The sequence below is a fragment of the Mesorhizobium sp. WSM4884 genome, assembly GCF_029625675.1.
Classification (GTDB): Bacteria; Pseudomonadota; Alphaproteobacteria; order Rhizobiales; family Rhizobiaceae; genus Mesorhizobium.
Map to the genome: position 1 here is coordinate 186,157 of NZ_JARTVO010000010.1, position 17,235 is coordinate 203,391.

The 17,235-nt window shown below is 55.8% G+C and carries 12 protein-coding genes and 2 pseudogenes; 3 read left to right on the forward strand and 11 right to left on the reverse strand.

Annotated features, from left to right (window positions below; genetic code table 11):
- Positions 1-93 precede the first annotated feature (93 nt).
- Positions 94-1,023 carry a 2-oxoglutarate and iron-dependent oxygenase domain-containing protein gene (locus P9236_RS18195; protein WP_063170383.1) on the reverse strand — a complete coding sequence of 310 codons (930 nt, stop codon included), beginning with the start codon at positions 1,021-1,023 and terminating at the stop codon, positions 94-96.
- A gap of 456 nt (positions 1,024-1,479) precedes the next feature.
- On the opposite strand from P9236_RS18195, the pseudogene P9236_RS18200 reads away from it, so the two are divergent.
- Positions 1,480-1,623 (forward strand): annotated as a pseudogene (locus P9236_RS18200) (transposase); the annotation flags it as partial.
- A gap of 81 nt (positions 1,624-1,704) precedes the next feature.
- Here P9236_RS18200 and P9236_RS18205 read toward each other — a convergent pair.
- The 7 genes from P9236_RS18205 to P9236_RS18235 form a co-directional block, all read right to left on the reverse strand.
- Positions 1,705-3,435 (reverse strand): GMC family oxidoreductase N-terminal domain-containing protein, encoded by a 1,731-nt coding sequence (locus P9236_RS18205; protein WP_224571100.1) that lies wholly within the window; start codon positions 3,433-3,435, stop codon positions 1,705-1,707.
- Between the two features lie 282 nt (positions 3,436-3,717).
- Complete coding sequence (locus P9236_RS18210; protein WP_158515808.1) at positions 3,718-4,284, reverse strand: GNAT family N-acetyltransferase; 567 nt, start codon at positions 4,282-4,284, stop codon at positions 3,718-3,720.
- Positions 4,285-4,674: 390 nt separating this feature from the next.
- Complete coding sequence (locus P9236_RS18215; RefSeq protein ID WP_063169359.1) at positions 4,675-6,504, reverse strand: IucA/IucC family siderophore biosynthesis protein; 1,830 nt, start codon at positions 6,502-6,504, stop codon at positions 4,675-4,677.
- Between the two features lie 463 nt (positions 6,505-6,967).
- Positions 6,968-8,269: a diaminobutyrate--2-oxoglutarate transaminase gene (gene ectB, locus P9236_RS18220; RefSeq protein WP_063169360.1), complete on the reverse strand. Its 1,302-nt coding sequence runs from the start codon at positions 8,267-8,269 to the stop codon at positions 6,968-6,970.
- 166 nt (positions 8,270-8,435) lie between these two features.
- Positions 8,436-9,275 (reverse strand): hypothetical protein, encoded by an 840-nt coding sequence (locus tag P9236_RS18225; RefSeq protein WP_063169361.1) that lies wholly within the window; start codon positions 9,273-9,275, stop codon positions 8,436-8,438.
- Positions 9,268-10,524: a diaminobutyrate--2-oxoglutarate transaminase gene (gene ectB, locus P9236_RS18230; protein ID WP_063169362.1), complete on the reverse strand. Its 1,257-nt coding sequence runs from the start codon at positions 10,522-10,524 to the stop codon at positions 9,268-9,270. Before ectB (P9236_RS18230) ends, P9236_RS18225 begins: the two co-directional genes overlap by 8 nt.
- A gap of 1,064 nt (positions 10,525-11,588) precedes the next feature.
- Entirely contained in the window at positions 11,589-12,305 is a 717-nt protein-coding gene (locus tag P9236_RS18235; protein ID WP_224571099.1) for an SPASM domain-containing protein, read from the reverse strand.
- Between the two features lie 719 nt (positions 12,306-13,024).
- On the opposite strand from P9236_RS18235, the pseudogene P9236_RS18240 reads away from it, so the two are divergent.
- A pseudogene (locus P9236_RS18240) lies at positions 13,025-13,260 on the forward strand (transposase); the annotation flags it as partial.
- A 16-nt stretch (positions 13,261-13,276) separates the two neighbouring features.
- Here P9236_RS18240 and P9236_RS18245 read toward each other — a convergent pair.
- Together P9236_RS18245 and P9236_RS18250 are read right to left on the reverse strand one after the other, a co-directional pair.
- Positions 13,277-14,023 (reverse strand): LuxR family transcriptional regulator, encoded by a 747-nt coding sequence (locus P9236_RS18245; protein WP_063169365.1) that lies wholly within the window; start codon positions 14,021-14,023, stop codon positions 13,277-13,279.
- Positions 14,024-14,377: 354 nt separating this feature from the next.
- The gene (locus P9236_RS18250) at positions 14,378-14,680 is read right to left on the reverse strand and encodes a hypothetical protein (RefSeq protein ID WP_127262113.1); all 303 of its coding nucleotides are present in this window, start codon (positions 14,678-14,680) and stop codon (positions 14,378-14,380) included.
- On the opposite strand from P9236_RS18250, the gene P9236_RS18255 reads away from it, so the two are divergent.
- Positions 14,660-16,462, forward strand: coding sequence for an ABC transporter ATP-binding protein (locus P9236_RS18255; RefSeq protein WP_063169366.1), 1,803 nt, complete (start codon positions 14,660-14,662; stop codon positions 16,460-16,462). The two genes, P9236_RS18250 and P9236_RS18255, sit on opposite strands and share 21 nt — an antisense overlap.
- A 597-nt stretch (positions 16,463-17,059) precedes the next feature.
- Here P9236_RS18255 and P9236_RS18260 read toward each other — a convergent pair.
- Complete coding sequence (locus P9236_RS18260; RefSeq protein ID WP_127248688.1) at positions 17,060-17,182, reverse strand: exopolysaccharide production repressor protein; 123 nt, start codon at positions 17,180-17,182, stop codon at positions 17,060-17,062.
- Positions 17,183-17,235 lie beyond the last annotated feature (53 nt).

Sequence of the window (17,235 nt, forward strand, 5' to 3'; positions counted from 1 at the left end):
ACAATCTAGCGGATGCGAGAGTTCTTCCAGCTTACCACGGAGATCTGCACCGCGTCGGCGCCATAATTGCGCATGCTTTAGAAAAGCAGACAATCATTGCAGTTCGCGCGCGCGTCCGGCGCCATTCCCAGTCACCCATATTGACTCAACGTTGCGCAGCATCATTTCTACAACACTAACTTGCTGCCCTTGTCGCGAAGTCAGGCGAGCGTCGATCTCGGGATAAATAAAGAAGGGCAGCGAAATTCGATCAGTCGGACCACTATGCACGACCTGGTGGGGCGTACTCTTGAAGCGGCCGTCGCTCAAGACCTGAAGGAGGTCGCCCAGATTGACTACGAGACTATCGGGCAGGCTCGGCACCGGCATCCATCGACCGCGGAACCACACCTGCAAGGAACGCAGGGGGAGTTCCTCTTGCAGCAGCAGCGTGAAGAAGCCATGATCCGTGTGCTTTGCGCAAGTGCCGCCGCGAGCTGGATACCGTATCACGCGTTGCCCAAGCGTCGGCGTGCTGAAATGGCGTTGGAACCATGCCTCTTCCATACCTATCAGGTCCGCCAGCGCATCCCCGATCTGGGGGACAATCCCGGCGAGCACGGTAGCCTGCAAAGCAAGCAGGTTTCTTGCGAAGCCAGGAGCCAAGGCTTCATCCGGAAGGCGCGTGCGGCCGGAGAACGGACGCCGGTCGCCTTCGTTCTCAATTCCGAGGTCGAATACCTCCTTTGGATCGAAGCCGGCCTCAGGATGTAGCATTTCGCCGTGTAAAGGACTGTATCCACGGGCGGCAGTGGGGTACACGTCCTGAAAGGCGTGCCCGTAGCGTTCCTTAACCGACTGTGGCAATGCGAAGAATCGCCGGGAAGCCTCAATGGCTTGCGCGATCTGTTCCCCGGGGATGCCGTGCTCGACAAGGTAGAAGAACCCGTATTCCTGGCATGCCATTTGCAGGCGCTGGCGCTCGTCACGTCGCGTTGCATCGTCTCTCAATTTCGAAAGTGAAATTTTCGGCAGCGTGGTCATAGTCAATCCCCTTTTTGGGCGCTTAAGTTGATTAGTGTTTGCCGCGGCTCTCAAAGTCGACAGTTCCTTGGATGTGGGCAACGCGCCGTCTCTTCCAATAATAACGAAAGTCGACATGATGTCCCATTCTAAGGCTAAGCCGATGGCTGGGCGGTGATTCCGTCTTAGCAATTGATCTCTAGCGCTTCCTGGTGAAGATAACAACGATTTGTATGTTAATATAGTTGTATATATTGTTACATCCGTCGCGGTTAGTTTAACATTATCACGGCCAAGATACTAAGAGCGATTTACAATTCTGAATTGCTTTATGACTTCCAGGCTCAATCCAGACCAGCGCCGACCTCCGGGTTTCATGGCAGGATCGGCCATCTCGAAGAGCTCTATGACGCGAGGTATCGCCAGCTACCTGAGCTCGTCCATCACACACGCCGTCCCGGACGATGGCCGAATGGCAGAAACCGACCGCTCGAAATTTTCCTATCCCATAGTCTTTTTCGACGCTATCCGGGTCGAGCGGTCAAGCTCAGGGACGAAGACTTCGTTCGCAAAAAAGCCATCTACATCGGGTTCGGCGTTCTGCCTGGCGGCACCAAGGAGCACATGAGCTGAGGAAGCGCTTGTCGACGTTATCCGCCGTCTCGACGAGACGACTAGCCGAGCAGCAAAGCAGGCAGCGATTTAGCTCCGTCTGCCGTCTCTCAAGGTTGTGTCGGCCAATTTCTCAGCCACCATAATCGTCGGAATGTTTGTGTTCGCCCGAGGGCAAAATGGCATGACGGAAGCGTCGGCGATCCTCAAACCCAAAATACCATGAACGCGTCCCGACGGATCGGTCACAGCGCCAGGATCCGCGGCTGCCCCCATCCTGCAGGTCGACGTCGGATGCCAACTTGGGATGACGTTCTGGCGAATATACCGATCCAGATGTTTCTCGTCGTTGACGAGATCGGAAATGCTATCCCCATCCGTTATGACGCGCCTAATCAGCCCACGGCGCAGCCGCGGCGACGCGTCCATGAGCAGCGCCAGAAATGACGTGAGTGCATAGTTTGTGCTTGTGACCTTGCTCACCAGCTTCGCTCGCGCATTCAACGCTGACGGAAACGGGTCCAGCGCCACAGAGGACAGCGAATCTTGCTGCAGCAGGCGGACTATGAAGCGAAAGCCCTGCTTGAGGCGCTCGGCGTCCCGCTTGTCGCTCAACCAGTTGAAATCGACCTCCGGCTCTATTTTATGCGAACTACCCTTGAGCGCCACAGTTCCCGTCGAGTAGCTGCGATTGACCCACACGGCGAGAGTGCCGAGGCGCCTCCCCAGCGGGTGCCAGGATGATTTGGCAACAGTCGATATTGCCATATCGGTCGACGGGCAGCCTTCGTAACCCGACGAGTAGCGGGCGTGCATCTGAATATATTCGCTCACGCCGGGTGACAAGCGATCGGCCGGCTTCAAATAGGCCGAAACGCAAATCGTGGGGTGTTCCTGAAGATTCTGGCCCACACCTTTCAAATCTGCAACGATAGGGATTCCGAATTGTACTAATTCCTTCGCGGGGCCGATCCCGGAGCGCATCAATATGGCGGGTGAATGGAGTGCTCCTGCGCACAGGATAACGCAAGAAGCGCTATACGATTGCACGCCCGATTTGTTCTCCGTCTCGACCCCCGTTACCGTTGTTCCCAAAAAGGTCAGCCGCGCAACTGTCGTTTCGGATAAAATCGTTAGATTGCGGCGAGAGCGGACGGTTTCGGGTAAGTACGCCATCGCGGAGGAGACCCGATGACCATTGCGGTTGGTCAATGGGACAACTGAATAGCCATCACCGAATGCACCATTGAAGTCTGGCCTGAAATGAAGCCCCAAAGCATCGTAAGCATCGGAGATTGCCCGGATGAAGCCCGACCAGTCTGATTGGCGCACACGTTTGATTGGCAAGGGGCCGTTCGTGCCATGAAATTCCCCGCCGAAATCCAAATCGCATTCTAGACGACGGAAGTAGGGCAGCACGTCTTCCCAACCCCAGCCCGTTGCACCGCTTGAGGCCCACTCATCGTAATCTCCGGGCCCGCCGCGGTTGGCGACTTGGGCATTGATGCTGGAGCCGCCACCCATGACGCGCGCCTGTTCGTAATGGACAGGCTTGCGGCCACCTCGCACCGTTGTCGCGTGGAGTGACTGCCATCGATAACCGGGATTAAGGTAAGCACGCGTTGGGTCGCCATCCTGGATGTCGTCAGGAATGGCATTCGGCGGCGTATCAGGGCCAGCTTCAATGAGCAGCACGCGAGCGCCATAGGCGGAGAGCCTGCTCGCCATCACGCATCCAGAGGAGCCACCACCCACGACGATATAATCGAAAACCACGCAACTCCCCATCAAGGTACCAAGTGTGATGGGCTTCTTCAGCAAAGCGCTCCTCCTACCGCCTGAGATATGGTCACTTACGGCGCGGCAGCTCCACATCATGCCGTCTGTAACGGAGCGATTTGATCGCCAAATCGGTCGAGGGCATGCCCGAAGCGAGACCGAGCGACCCATCTGAACTATCTCTGAACCGACAAGCTCTCAATTCCAGGGCACATGCATCTCCGGACACGCCGGTGCGTCGGTGTGAATGATTGCAAGTTCGTAGGGCGAGAGCAGCGCTCGCCTACGGTTTCTTGCATCACCGTCTTCCGAGAAACAATGATACTAACAAGAGATAACGACGACTTTTTCGATTTTTACAGCAGTCAAGACTGTCACTTCAAAATATCGCATAACTACGTTATTGTAGACCCGGTCTCTTACATAGCGAAGGCCTACTTTCGGTGCTTTCCGAAGCGAACGCGTGTTCGTTGGGCGAATGAATGAAGTGACCTTCTCGAGCGTTAGGTTCTCGAAAGCAAACTGGATCGCTGCCCTGCCGGCCTCTGCGGCGATCCCCTTACCGGAAGACGCAAGGTGGAGGCACGATACGGTTTCCACATTAGTGGGATCTTCGGGCAGATACGGGCCACTGTACATCAATCCACAGTAGCCTGCGAATTTTCCGACTTGGCCTTCGCCTTTTACGAACACCATCCATAAGCCGAAACCATTGCTCTGCCAATGATGGATGAACTGTTGTAGTTTAGCTTTCGATTGCTCTCGGGTCGGATAGACTCCATCCCACATGGCATTTACCACAAATGGATCGCTATGAAGCTCATGTAGAAGAAGCTCGTCGCTATGCGACGGTGGCCTTAGGATTAGGCGCGGCGTTTCTAGAATGTACATGAGAAGCTCCCTTCTAGCCATAAGTTAGAGCCGCACTTACCTCCAACGCGGCCATGATCTCCTAGCATGAGCGTCAAGGCCGCAGTGCTTGATTGAAGGCGTTCGACGAGGTTTATGCTTAAGGTAGCGAGGTCTACACAAATCAAGCTTTGGGCGCCTAACCGTGTCAGTGTTGACGGCACCTGGAAAGCCGGCCCGAAGGCGATAAAAAAATTAGGCGCCTCCTTTCAGAATGGAAGCAGGCGACGCGCTGGTGAGCGGGCGCCTGATACGCGCAACATGCTGCGGCGGCGTTTACGCAAGGGGTTGCTTACCCCAAGGGGGGGGTATGGTATTGGCCCAAAACCGGCTAACTACATTGTTCATTTAAAATACGCGCCTCCTTCAAGCTTAACCTGCACTGGTCACTTTGCGAATGCCCGCCAGTGGGTTCTTCAGCGTGCCGACGGTGTGCAGGTATTCTCCCGGATCACCGAAGTCCACCATTTGCTGGTTTTTTTGTATCTGCAGTCGATTCATACATCGTCGCAGAAATTCTGGAGCGAATAGGTCATGCTGCCTGTATTTTTCGTCATATTCCGGATGTTTCGTCTGGTAGCCAAGGATGGACTCGCTTACGAGCTGCCAGAAGTGTGTCGACGGAAAATCAAGATGTTCTTCGAGTGTTACAGCCAAGTAACGAAAGAAGCAGTCGAAAACGTCGGTGAAAATGAAGTCGTGCTTCATGTCGCGATTTACTTGAATGCAGATCCTCTTAATCTCCTCCGGCACGTTGAGATCTCCGCCTAGAATACGAAGCTCCTCGCCAATGTCTTTCATGATAACTCGCGTCGGAGCGTGATCTTTCATAACTAGAATTATATTTTCTCCATGTGCCATAAACGCTAGATCGTAAGCATAAAAGCAGTGGAGAAGCGGCGCCAGATAAGATTCAAAATAGCGGCGTAGCCAAGCGGCGGCGTCTAACCCCGAGGCATTGATGAGGGCTGTCACGAGTGCTTCACCATTGTAATCGACATGAAGCAGCGACGCCATTGTCATCAGACGTTCCCCTTCTTTCAACTGCCGAAGGGGGCTTTCCCTCCACAGCGCAGAAAGCATCTGCTTGTAAGGGGAGTCCTTCTTGAGGGCGGTGTTGAAACAACGATTGCGATAGCCAATCGTCGCGACCTCGCGAAGGATGCTGAAGCCGTTGGCGGCTAAATAGGAGTCACTGTCGAGCAAATTCTTCAACCATTCGTTGATGGCGGGCGTCGCCAGCATGTGTGTCGGTGACAAGCCGCGCATAAACCCCATGTTAAGTATCGACAGCGCCGTTTTCACGTACCGTTTATGCGGATCGCTTATATTGAAAAGTGTGCGGATCGATTGCTGGGCATGATATATGTCCTTCCCCTGGCCTAGGCAGACAATGTGCCGGTTGGCGATATCCGCCGCGAAGATAGTTGAGAGCCGATTGAACCATTGCCAAGGATGCGCTGGCATATAGATGTAATCGGTCGAGTTTAGTCCCTTTTGACGCAACGCTGCGTCGAACTGTTCCAGCGCCTGTCGACCGAGTTCCTCGTGCATGAGAAGGTCGTAGTCGAGCGTTGAAATGGACTTAAACGTTGCCATTTCTTTATGGACGGCCAGCCATATGAGTCTTATCGAACTGCCCACCTCCGGCGCATAGCGACTATAGTCGAGCGCGTCAAAGCCAATGCGACCGTTATTCGCGATAAAGGTCGGGTGGCCCTCCGTCATGCCAGCCTCAACGATCTGGTAATCGGCAAAAGCCAGTTCTGCGGCGGATATCTCTGTTTTGGCCTGCTTGTACGCGCTGCCATACAGCGTGCTGCTGATCTCCTGCAGGTAAACCGGCATCATCTCTTCCTTTATGCCAAGATGGCGGCTGAACTCAATAACAAAATCAAGCGCATCCAGGGGGGCCGGCCTGCCCTCAATCCTTTTCTCCAGAGAGCCGGCGTCCACTTGCCAGTGATCTAGCAGGAGGCGCCGAGCCTGGAACCAATACTCCAACCCAGGGGTCTCGCTTTCCAGCACATACTTCCCCCAGTCGCCTTCCATTCGCTGGAGTCGAGGAGCAATTAGCAACTCGTGTGCAAATTCGCTGATTGCTTTACGGATAAGGAGCCGGTTGGCCTTTGCCCATAAATGCGGTTTCAAATGCTGCGTTACGCGTTCGGCTAGGCTTATCTCATCGTCTCGGGCTGTCATATCACTCACGATCTCAACTCCTTCAGAACGTAACGGTGTAAGGTTCGCGAACGCGCCTTACACTCGTCTCGCCAAACTTCGACGTCGCACAAAATCCGTTCTATTTTTCATCAGAAAGGATAAGAAATACCGGACCTCTTATACAAGTTAATTTCTAATGTGTTGTGTACCGTTCGTCTTCGCTCGTGATAAACCAGCAATATTACCATCTTACTTATATAATATATTAGAATACCGGTTTCACCGGCCCTGGACGTCGTCCTTCATCTTGCAACGAGCAAGAAGTGTGTATTGATTTGCACATGCCGTACTGTCGTTCGATCACGTCAAGCGGTCGGTGTCCATTGTTTGAGCTCTCCGAGTGTCCATTTTTGCTGTCCGTCTCCATACAATCGCATACGTCTAAAGCGGAATTTCCTTTGCTTGATAAGCCCAGACTGGGTAGGGGGGACTGAGTGAATGCCTACTCCGCTGAAATGCTGTCCTGCACCGCGCCAATGCTGTCGCGTACGATCGACAGACCACGGCGCAGTTCAGCCTCGGTTATGGTAAGGGCTGTCATGAACTTGAGCACCTCACCATACGAGCCAGCGATCTCGATCACCAAGCCGCGACGAAAAGCTTCCCGGGAAATGAGCCCCGGCAATGAGTGGTGCTTTGGTGATACGAGTCCATACATCAAGCCGCGGCCTCGGACATTCAGAGCAAGGCTGGGGAAGTCGTCTGCGATCGACTTGAGTTCTTGAGCCAAGATGGCTGATTTGCGAGCAATCTCATCTTCAAACTTGGAGTCGGACCAGTAAGTCTCAAGGGCCGCACGAGCAGTGACGAAAGCATAGTTGTTGCCCCTGAACGTGCCGGTGTGCGCACCCGGCGTCCAGACATCAAGTTCAGGCTTCATGAGGACAAGGGCCATAGGCGTTCCAATTGCAGACAACGACTTTGACAGGGTAACGATGTCCGGCACGATCTCAGCCGCCTCGAAACTGAAGAATTTCCCTGTGCGACCGACACCAGCCTGAATATCATCGAGGATCATCAGGATCTCGTGCCGAGAGGTCAGATCACGCAGCCGTTGCAGCCATTCAACGGTAGCAGCATTGACACCGCCTTCGCCCTGCACTGCTTCTAGGATCACCGCAGCGGGTTTGCCGAGACCACTGCTAGGATCATCGAGAAGCTTCTCGAAATACTCGATCGTGTCTGAAGCGCCGAGATAGCCCTCGTACGGCAACGATGTCACGTGCGCGAGGGGAAAGCCGACAGCATCTCGGAACTTCGTGTTTCCGGTTGCCGCCAACGCCCCAGCGCTGACTCCGTGAAACGAGTTCGTAAACGAAACGATGTTTGACCTGCCGGTCACTTGGCGAGCTAGCTTCAGAGCCGCCTCGACCGCGTTCGTACCTGTGGGGCCAGTAAATTGCAATTTATAAGACAGACCGCGGGGCTTCAAAATAAACTGCTCAAAAGCTTCGATGAAGGCCTTCTTGGCGGTCGTAGCAAGGTCGAGCCCGTGCACAATTCCGTCGCGCGCAATGTAGTCCAACAACGCCCGCGTGAAGGCTGGGTTGTTGTGCCCGTAATTCAAGGCTCCCGCGCCTCCCAAGAAGTCGATGTATTCCCGACCGTCTGTAGCTATGAGGGCAGTGCCGACGCCTCGATCGAACAGAACTGGGAACGCACGGACGTAGCTCCGCACCTCAGACTCAAGACGATCAAAGATCGCGAGGCTTACATCGTTTGTAGGAGTAAACTGCTTCTTCATAGGGCGAGTCCTGAATTGTAGCCTGCAAAGGCATCAGCCCAAACTGTCTGGCGAAGGCCATTTCAATCGGTTCGAGGTTCGGCTTGTATGACGGCAGCATGAGCAGTCACACGCCTGGCCACGCCAACTCACGGCCCAAGCCAGTCGATCGCTGCGAGGTCCAACGTCACGTCCACCAGAGAACAAGATCAGGCCGCGCAAATCCGAAAAAGCAATTCAGCACTAGGCGACGCTTTCCGTCGCCTAATTGACCGGTAACCCCGTGAACGAAGCCGCCATCGATTAGGGCGATATCCCCGGTTTTGAGCTCGAACTCGCGGCAAGGGACGGCTTCCAGATAGGCTGCCGAATAGGGATATCCAGTGGTCTCCACACCTTGCGATATCCGGTCCGCAACCGTCGGCTTGTGGCTCCAGAGCTTCAGATTGCCGCCTTCCTCAGGCATGCTGGGATAGAGGTTGAGCGCTGCGACCGTATTGTGCGCCACCGCAGAAAGCTCGTAATCATCGCCAGCACGTAAGACTTGAGCGACGTCGTCGTGGGGATCCAAGGAAAATGTGCCTGTGCCCGACCAACTGAGGCCGCGACAAACATTGGCCTGGCCGTGTTCGGAACGGGCTAGCCGCAATTCGATTCCCTGGTTGTGAAGCTCTCGCTTCAACGCCCTGAATACTGCTCGAACCGGGTCAACCAAATTCTTAAAAAGGGCATCGACGTACGGCCGCGCGTTTTCGGCGTCTGCGAAATAGGTGGCTGCATCCTTCCTGTAGTGAGATGCGCCGACATATTGTCCGGGCACACCATCTTTACGCTCTCTGAGACCAGAGCTTCCAATAAAGTTCGTAGTGATCTCCTCGGCTACTTCGGTGCTGAAAGCTTGCTTGATGTGCAGAGCGGTGAGCTCACCTTTCAGGACCGAGATGATCTCCGCCGTGTTGATCGACCCGGTCCGTTCTTTGATCGAAACCGGCGAGATGGCTGGCACTTGAGATATCTGACTAGGCATTGTCTTGCTCCTGTAGTGCGTGTTCAAGGATGGTGATGCCACGATCGAGTTCGGCATCGGTGATGGTTATCGGTGGGAGGACTTTGATAACGTCGCGATTTGGCCCCGAGGATTCGATAAGAAGGCCATTTTCGAATGCGACATCGTGCACGCGGCCGACAACTGCCGGTGAACGGCATTTCAGGCCGGCCATCAGACCGCGGCCGCGCTTCTGTTCGATGTATCTTGGAAATTTCGCAACCAGGCGATCGAGGTGCGTTTGCAGCCTGACGGCTGTCCGCTCGACACCTGCAGTAAATTTCCTATCCGACCACATCTTGCACATGGCTCCTGCCGTCACGAAGGCGAAATTGTTGCCTCTGAAGGTCCCGCTATGTTCTCCGGGCTTCCATATGTCCAAGTCGGGTCGAATCAGAACGATGGACAACGGACTACCTGAACCGCTTAGGGACTTGGAAAGACACACAATATCCGGTTCGATTTTCGCGGACTCGAATGAGAAGAAATCGCCAGTTCGGCCCGCACCCGCCTGAATATCGTCGACGATAAAAACAATGCCGTGCGTACGGCAAATGCGCTGAATTTCCGTGAGCCAAGCTGCGGATGCGGCGTTCATGCCGCCTTCGGCCTGGATGGTCTCCAGAATGATTGCGGCAGGCTTTTCTATGCCGCTCCCCGGGTCGCTCAAAACGCTGTCGATGTAACTGGCGGAATCGAAAGCTTGGCTCGGATAGCCGTCATAGGGAACACGGATCACATCGTGGCGAGCGACGCCTCCCAGTTCCCTGGTTGAGGCCGAGCCCGACACCGCTAGAGAGCCGAGCGACATGCCGTGGAACGCATTCGTAAAGGCCATGACGCTCGAGCGGCCGGTGTATTTTCGCGCCAGCGCCAGCGCCGCTTCGTTGGCGTTCGTGCCGGTCGGCCCGGGAAACTGAATCTTGTACGAAAGGCCTCTGGGTTTCAGGATCCAATCGACGAACCCTTCAATGAAGTCACGCTTTGCCGCCGTATGCATATCAAGCGACAGAAGAATGTTCTCACCGACGAGATATTCAATCGCTGGCGCCATAATATCCGGATTGTTGTGCCCGTAGTTGAGTGCGCCGGAACCCACCAGGAAATCGATAAAGGGCTTACCCGTCTCGTCCCAGATCGTCGCCCCAAGGGCCTTCGTAAAGACGGTGGGGAACGCCCGGCAATAACGACGAACGTTAGATTCATGAGCCGTGAAAGCGTCGGTGTCCATATCAAGTCCTCTGCACATAGTCTTTCAAAGAAGAGAGCTGTTTAATGGCTAGTGGTTTGCGGCAGATGTTCGTCGCTTAACGTTGAAGCAGAATGCCGGAGGCAGCTTTGTTTGGTCTGGGTTTGGTCTGGTGATGCCGGCATCCTCATCAAATATTGTTGGGTTGCGTTGCCCTCCATTCGGATGCTTTCGAATGTGCTGCAACAGGATGGCTTCTAAAGCTTCCGCGAAAGCATCGCTACTATGGCATCAGGTAGTTGACGTACCCACCCTTCGCTGCCCATAGCGCTCCGGACAAATGAATGAGTCCAAGGAGATCAGCAGGGTCGCGTCGCCAGAGGTTGTGTCGCTCGGCGGTAGCGAAGCCGCTCGCGAGCGCGCTCCTCAATAGCGCCGTAGCGAGCGAGCGGCTTCGCGGCGGTCATCAATATTCGCCGTTCAACCTCGGGCTGCGGACACCAACCTGATTCAAGAAACTATTTGATGACCGATGACACAGCGAAAGCCACGCTCTCTTTGAGAAGAATGCGGATTCCGATCTCTTGCGCGATGACTGGCCCGAGCCGCCGGATCAAGAGGGCGGGGCCGCCGTGGACCCCCTTGACGGAAAGCCCGTTCGTAGGCCAGGCGGAAGCAACCGGGAGACGCGCTGGCGAAGGGCCGCATCGGTTTCGAGAACGTCCACTACCGCGACGGCAACCATCCCCGGCCGCAGCTGGGCTGCTGCCTTCAGGCGAGTCGAAAAGGAGATCGTCCGGGAGGGTGAAGGCGTTGACGAGGTGAGCCGTGAGTAAGCAATCAAGCTCTGATCGGGATCGACTAACACTGTTTCCATCCGACCGATGGTTGACCTGTGATCGGCGTTACCTCAAGCTAGGCAGGCCGACAAGCTCGGTTGGAAGGCGAAGACCTTTCGATGAGCTCGTCTCCGAAATGCTCGAGGCCCACTGCCGCGCCTACAGGAACATACTGGCGTAACGTGAAAACACGATGGCGTCGCGGGCAGGTGCATCTGTCGTGGGGCCATCCGCACTGCCAGGCACGCCCTCTCGGCCGGCATGCACTCAGGTCCGGTCGTTTGGGTCGGCGAATTCACACATCCTGCAAAGCAGAAAACCATCTGCTCCATTCATGCGGTCGACGATTTCGCGAAAAACTGGCTTTTCAAACAGAGCGGAGTAACCCTCATATAGAAGGTTGCCCAATACGTGACGCCGTTCAAAATCCATAGAGCACAGGGTAACGTCGCCGTTTGGAAGAAGAACATTCCGATACTGTCGTGCGTCCACGCAGGTTAGGGCTCCGACCACTGGCTGACGTGGTGCAACGATCTTAGGGTCGACGCTTCCACCCCTACTGCTCACCGGCCGCGCTTTTATCAGGGCTTCGGTAGGAATAATGTCGGCTATATCTGGGTGGGGCTCGCCCAAGGCCACGAATCGGATCAAGGGGATGTCCGCGTCGACGAGTTGACGAACCAGATCGCGATACTTGTCTCCGACCAGGCGGCTGTTCATGTAGGTGCCGTCATCGAAAACATGGACCACGAATACGCCCAAGCGCAAGGCTTGCAATCGCTGCAGGTCCTGCCCGTTCATTCCCACCAGCGTCGTAAAAATCCTGATGCCATGGCCTTTGGCGAAGGCGTGCTCCACCATTTCGGTACAGTCCGGATTGAGCCAAGGTTCGGAGTATCCCGCAAAACCAATGTCGACGGAAGTCGGTACGCGGGCCAGACACCGCTTGAAATCTTCAAGATCCAGATGACTCGCATGAGACACTTTTCTTTGCCGGACCGCGAACTTGTCCTGGGGACAATATGAACATCCTACGACGCATCCCGTGGTCGTCGTTATCTCCAAAACCCTGCCGGCTGTGTTTGCTGAGCGAAGTTCCGGTAAAATCACTGGTGATTACTCCCATCTACTTCCTGCGAAGCGCCACGATGGTGTGCGTGTGCCTTTGGCTTTCTGATACCGCCTGCTGATCTACCGAGGCAACGCAGACATCTACCCTTTTTGGCAGCCTAAGCCGCCCGGTTCACCGATTTGCCGGGCCGACCCTTCACAAACTTCCAGCGCGTCGGACCAGAGACAGCATTGCATCTTTCGAGGCATCACTCGCTCCGGAGATGTAGCCTCAACCGTTGGTCGCTGGCCCGTCGCCGAGATGCGCGCGCAGCACCCTCGAACCCGCCGGAGAGAAGCTTTCTGGATGCCGTCGATCATCCTTCATCGAGCGAGTTCCGTGTTCTCATGCGGGTCAGCCCTCACACTATATTGCCGCACATCGACCAGCAAAGGCCGAGCTAGTGCGCCTGGCGCGCAGTTACTGCGAGATAGGCTTCGAAAAGCCCGACAGGGCTAAGACGCTCCGCTGTATTGAACCCGAAATGTTTTCTGACAGCTGTCAGATTTTGGACACACATCACTCATCGTCAGTCGCTTAATACGGATGGTAATTTCTTCCAGGAATCGGTGACATTGAACACCACCCTGTCATGACCGCCCAATCTCAGCGAAGCGAACTCAGCATCGCCACCAGGACCAAGCCTGAAGATAAATCCGCCGTAGCAGCGTCAACGACATTTTGCTTTCGAAGCCGGATGGATTGCACGAGGTGATTCGCGCCGTGATGCAGGAGGTGCTCGAGGCCGAGATGGACGAGGCGCTGGGTGCTTCGAAGAGCGAGCGCACGCCGGAGCGTCTCGGCTATCACGCGCGCTACTACGGGCGGAGAACTAGCTGCGCACCTACGGCGGTTGGATAATCCCAAGGTTCAAAGCTTTTACAACAGCTACCGTTCTGCTGGTCGCATCCAACTTCCGCATTACATTTTTTAAATGGAAATCTATCGTATTTCGTGATCTGCCTAAAATAGTTCCTATTTCCCAAGATGATTTTCCTTGTGACACCAAATCAATGCACTCTATTTCTCTCGGAGACAGGTTATGAGCTCGTTCCGACGCAGTCGTAGTGTCGAACTTCGTAACCATCCGATGAAACCGCAGCGCGGCCATTTGCAGGTAGGTGATCGCTCTATTCTGCAATTCGCAGTCCGAGGATTGAGCAAAACTCACAAACCTAAAGCTGCCACCAGGGCCATGTAATGGGACGGTAACGCCTGACCTCAAGCCGAATGTTGCTGCTTCGTCCAAGACGCGGCGTCCATCTTCAGTTATGTTTTCATCAGTATACACCTCGCTCCATCGAAAGGGTCCCGCCTCCTTTCGACCTTTCTTGATGAGGGGGTCTATTTTGGCATAGCCCATTCTCGAGTAGCGCTCCTGCCATTCAGCAGGATAATTCCACATCACCACAGAACCCTCCCGGTTCGGCTTGAAAGCCCTCTCTGATGCGAGCGGCCCATAGGCAATCCACGGGCAATCGAAATTCAGCGCAAACGCAGACAACAGTTCGAACAACTGTTCGGATTGAGCGACATCATCAGTCATCTTGAGGAATAGGTCTAACTCCACCGCAATCCGCCGGAGTTCCATGATGTCTCCTTCATTGCGTTCTCATTGGTGCACAGTTTGCTCCAACCCAGCCTCGCAACATCCGAAGTCAACGGGACTCGAGCCGGAGTTCCTTCCGCCACCTGGAGTACCCTCAAGAGTCGTGCCAGCTTGCGAGCGAAGCTTCTCCTTCAGGTCGTCAATCGACGGGGGAGGTACCCAGGAGGCGAACCGACAGCACTGTGTCGGGGAGCGCACAATCCGACAGTCGAGCATTCGATTGACGGAATATGGGCAGGAAAGTATTCGCGGCGCGCTTTTGAAATCAGCACCTAAGTGCCGGGCCTGAGAAAGCTGCATTGCAACTGTACTTATTTGATCGAGGCAAGAACAAGCTCAAAATTCAATCGATACATCGACCTTCTTTTCCAATCTCCCGAGTTGAGCAGCCGTAGCAATCGTATCGACTGGATGGCGGCTGACTTTCTCCAGGCTCGGTAACCTGCTGAATTTGTCCTTCGGATGTTCCCGCTCAGTTGGCACGACTTTTGAACTCACCGTCGTGAGGCGGCAAGAGCTGCCCGCCAAAATTGATGCTGTTATGGGGGAGGTCGAAATTCCAGTTTTGTCTTTTATCGTCTTTGGGACCGAGCGTGTTGATGCGCCCGCTTGGAAACTATGAGACGTTTCCCCGTCCATGGGCGCGGCGCCACTTGTCGCGACGTTTTCGCCTTCACTGTTCGCCTCTGGAACAGGCAGCCGGCCCGGCTCGCGATCATCATGACCGCGATGCTCGCCTCCACGCTGGCTGACGTGTTGATGCCGCTCTATTCTGGCCGACTCATCGACGCTGTTTCTCGTGCTGCTAATGCGGCAGCACCAGCTTCGGATTCAGCTGTTGCAGCATTCTCTGTACCGATTGCATTGGCACTCGGTGGCATTGCCATGCGCCACGTCGCCTTCATTGGCCTGAGCGACCTGGTGTTGAAAATGATTTCCGACGTCGCGACCGAAGCGTTCCATCATGTGCAGCGCTTTTCGACAGACTGGCATGCAAACAGCTTCGCCGGCTCGACAGTGCGCAAGATAACGCGCGGCATGTGGGCGCTCGACCTCCTCAACAGCACGATACTCGTCACGCTGCTCCCGTCGTTTGTCATCTTGATCGGCTCGACGGTGCTGCTCGGCTGGCACTGGCCGGTCATGGGCGTGATCTTTGCTTGCGGCTCTCTCGTCTACCTTGCGTTTTCGATTTCGCTGTCGCTCGGCTATGTCGCGCCAGCGGCGAGCCTTGCCAACCGATGGGACACAAGGCTCAGCGGCGCGCTTGCGGACGCGGTCAGTTGCAACGCTGTGGTCAAGGGCTTCGGCGCAGAGGTTCGCGAAGACGAGCGGCTTGCAAATATCATGACGAAATGGCGGCACCGCGCGCGCCGGAGCTGGGTGCGCGGAACGATCATCGGCTCAACCCAAGGCGTAACTTTGGTTGCGCTCAGGGTGGCGGTGGTCGGATATGCCCTGCTTCTGTGGTCGCATGGACAGGCAACGCCGGGCGAGATAGCATATGTTCTCACGTCCTTCATCGTCCTGCAGGGCTATCTGCGTGATGCCGGCATGCATGTCCGCAACGTGCAGCACTCGGTTAATGATATGGAAGAACTGGTGGCCATCCACAATCAGCAGGTGGATGTTGCCGATCGTCCAGAGGCCAAGCCGATCCGGATCACGAACGGCCGTATCGATTTCGAGAACGTCCACTTCCGCTACGCCAACCATCCCCTGCCGCTCTATAGCGAATGTTCGCTGTCGATTGAAGCTGGCGAAAGGGTTGGGTTGGTTGGACCCTCCGGTTCCGGCAAGACAACATTCGTGAAGCTGATCCAGAGACTCTACGACCTGAGCGGCGGCCGGATCCTGATAGACGGTCAGGACGTCTCGGAGGTGACCCAAGAGTCCCTTCGTTCGCAGATCGCGATCGTGCAGCAGGAGCCGATCCTGTTTCACAGGTCGCTTGCCGAGAACATCGCCTATGGCCGGCCTGGCGCGAGCCAGGCCGAGATCGAGCAAGCGGCACGACTGGCAAGTGCCCACGAATTCATCGCGCCCCTGCCGAAGGGCTATGGGACATTGGTCGGCGAAAGGGGTTTGAAGCTCTCCGGCGGCGAGCGCCAGCGCGTGGCGATCGCGCGCGCCTTCCTCGCGAACGCGCCGATCCTTATTCTGGACGAGGCCACATCGAGCCTCGATTCGGAATCCGAGGTGCTCATTCAACAAGCGGTGGATCGGTTGATGGTGGGCCGAACCACACTCGTCATCGCACACCGGCTGTCGACGGTCCGCTCGCTCGATCGGCTGCTCGTCTTCGACCGTGGCCGCATCATGGAGGACGGCGATCATGCCGCCCTGATCAATCTCGATGGTGGCATTTACCGCCGCCTCTTCGAACGGCAGGCGTTGGAACTCGCGAAGGGCCTGGCCTGATCGCTAAACCGGCTTGCGCGATGCGCCGAGCCGTTGCCGGAGAGGGGTGTGGCAGTGACGAGCGGCGGGCGTTAGGCGGCAAAACCAGCACGGCCGGAACTGTCCGCCAAACGGGCGAGCGGGAATGCACCACGTCTAAGCTTCGGCGAATGCGCGCAGTTACACGCGGGCACCGAATTGTCGCGCCTAACGGCGCACGCACCAAAAGGGCGGGAATGTCGACGGCCCGGGAAGAGTGCGGCCCTCGCCGTTACCCACATTTCGCCAAAGGAAGCGAAGTCAACGCACATTGAGAGGGCGGTGCTTCCCGGCCGGCCGGGATCCCTGTCGCTGGCCCAACCTACCGCACGCTGGCCACGTCAACGGTTCAAAGTCCCTTCGGTTCGCAAAGTCGTCCCCTTGGAGACCCGGAAGCGCAGGAGCTCCGACCGCAGTCTTCGCTCAACTCTGGCCATCTGCTCCGGGATTGGATTCCGTTCCCTTGCTAGCACAGTGGCAGCTGAGCACGAACTCGCCGGCCCCGTGTCTTTCGATTACGGCCAACGGGCTTAGGAAGAGATTGGATTCGCCGGCCCTCTGCGGAGCGAATGAACAGTTCTACAGATCATCGACGTCCGCGAAAAAGAGCACGCAGCCGAAATAGCAGGCCTGAAGCAGCAGCGAACAGGCCAGCGTCGTGACGACTGCCACACGGATCGAATCCAAAGCGAAGTAAACCATCGACGCATTGCTGCACAGGACCAGCCCCACGAGCCGACAAAAAGATGAAGTGC

Excerpts from the sequence above, each read along its gene's own strand:
- P9236_RS18195 (WP_063170383.1), bottom strand. The coding sequence starts at position 1,023 with ATGACCACGCTGCCGAAAATTTCACTTTCGAAATTGAGAGACGATGCA.
- P9236_RS18210 (WP_158515808.1), bottom strand. The coding sequence starts at position 4,284 with ATGTACATTCTAGAAACGCCGCGCCTAATCCTAAGGCCACCGTCGCAT.
- P9236_RS18215 (WP_063169359.1), bottom strand. The coding sequence starts at position 6,504 with ATGACAGCCCGAGACGATGAGATAAGCCTAGCCGAACGCGTAACGCAG.
- ectB (WP_063169360.1), bottom strand. The coding sequence starts at position 8,269 with ATGAAGAAGCAGTTTACTCCTACAAACGATGTAAGCCTCGCGATCTTT.
- P9236_RS18225 (WP_063169361.1), bottom strand. The coding sequence starts at position 9,275 with ATGCCTAGTCAGATATCTCAAGTGCCAGCCATCTCGCCGGTTTCGATC.
- ectB (WP_063169362.1), bottom strand. The coding sequence starts at position 10,524 with ATGGACACCGACGCTTTCACGGCTCATGAATCTAACGTTCGTCGTTAT.
- P9236_RS18245 (WP_063169365.1), bottom strand. The coding sequence starts at position 14,023 with ATGGAACTCCGGCGGATTGCGGTGGAGTTAGACCTATTCCTCAAGATG.
- P9236_RS18255 (WP_063169366.1), top strand. The coding sequence starts at position 14,660 with ATGAGACGTTTCCCCGTCCATGGGCGCGGCGCCACTTGTCGCGACGTT.
- P9236_RS18250 (WP_127262113.1), bottom strand. The coding sequence starts at position 14,680 with ATGGACGGGGAAACGTCTCATAGTTTCCAAGCGGGCGCATCAACACGC.
- P9236_RS18260 (WP_127248688.1), bottom strand. The coding sequence starts at position 17,182 with ATGGTTTACTTCGCTTTGGATTCGATCCGTGTGGCAGTCGTCACGACG.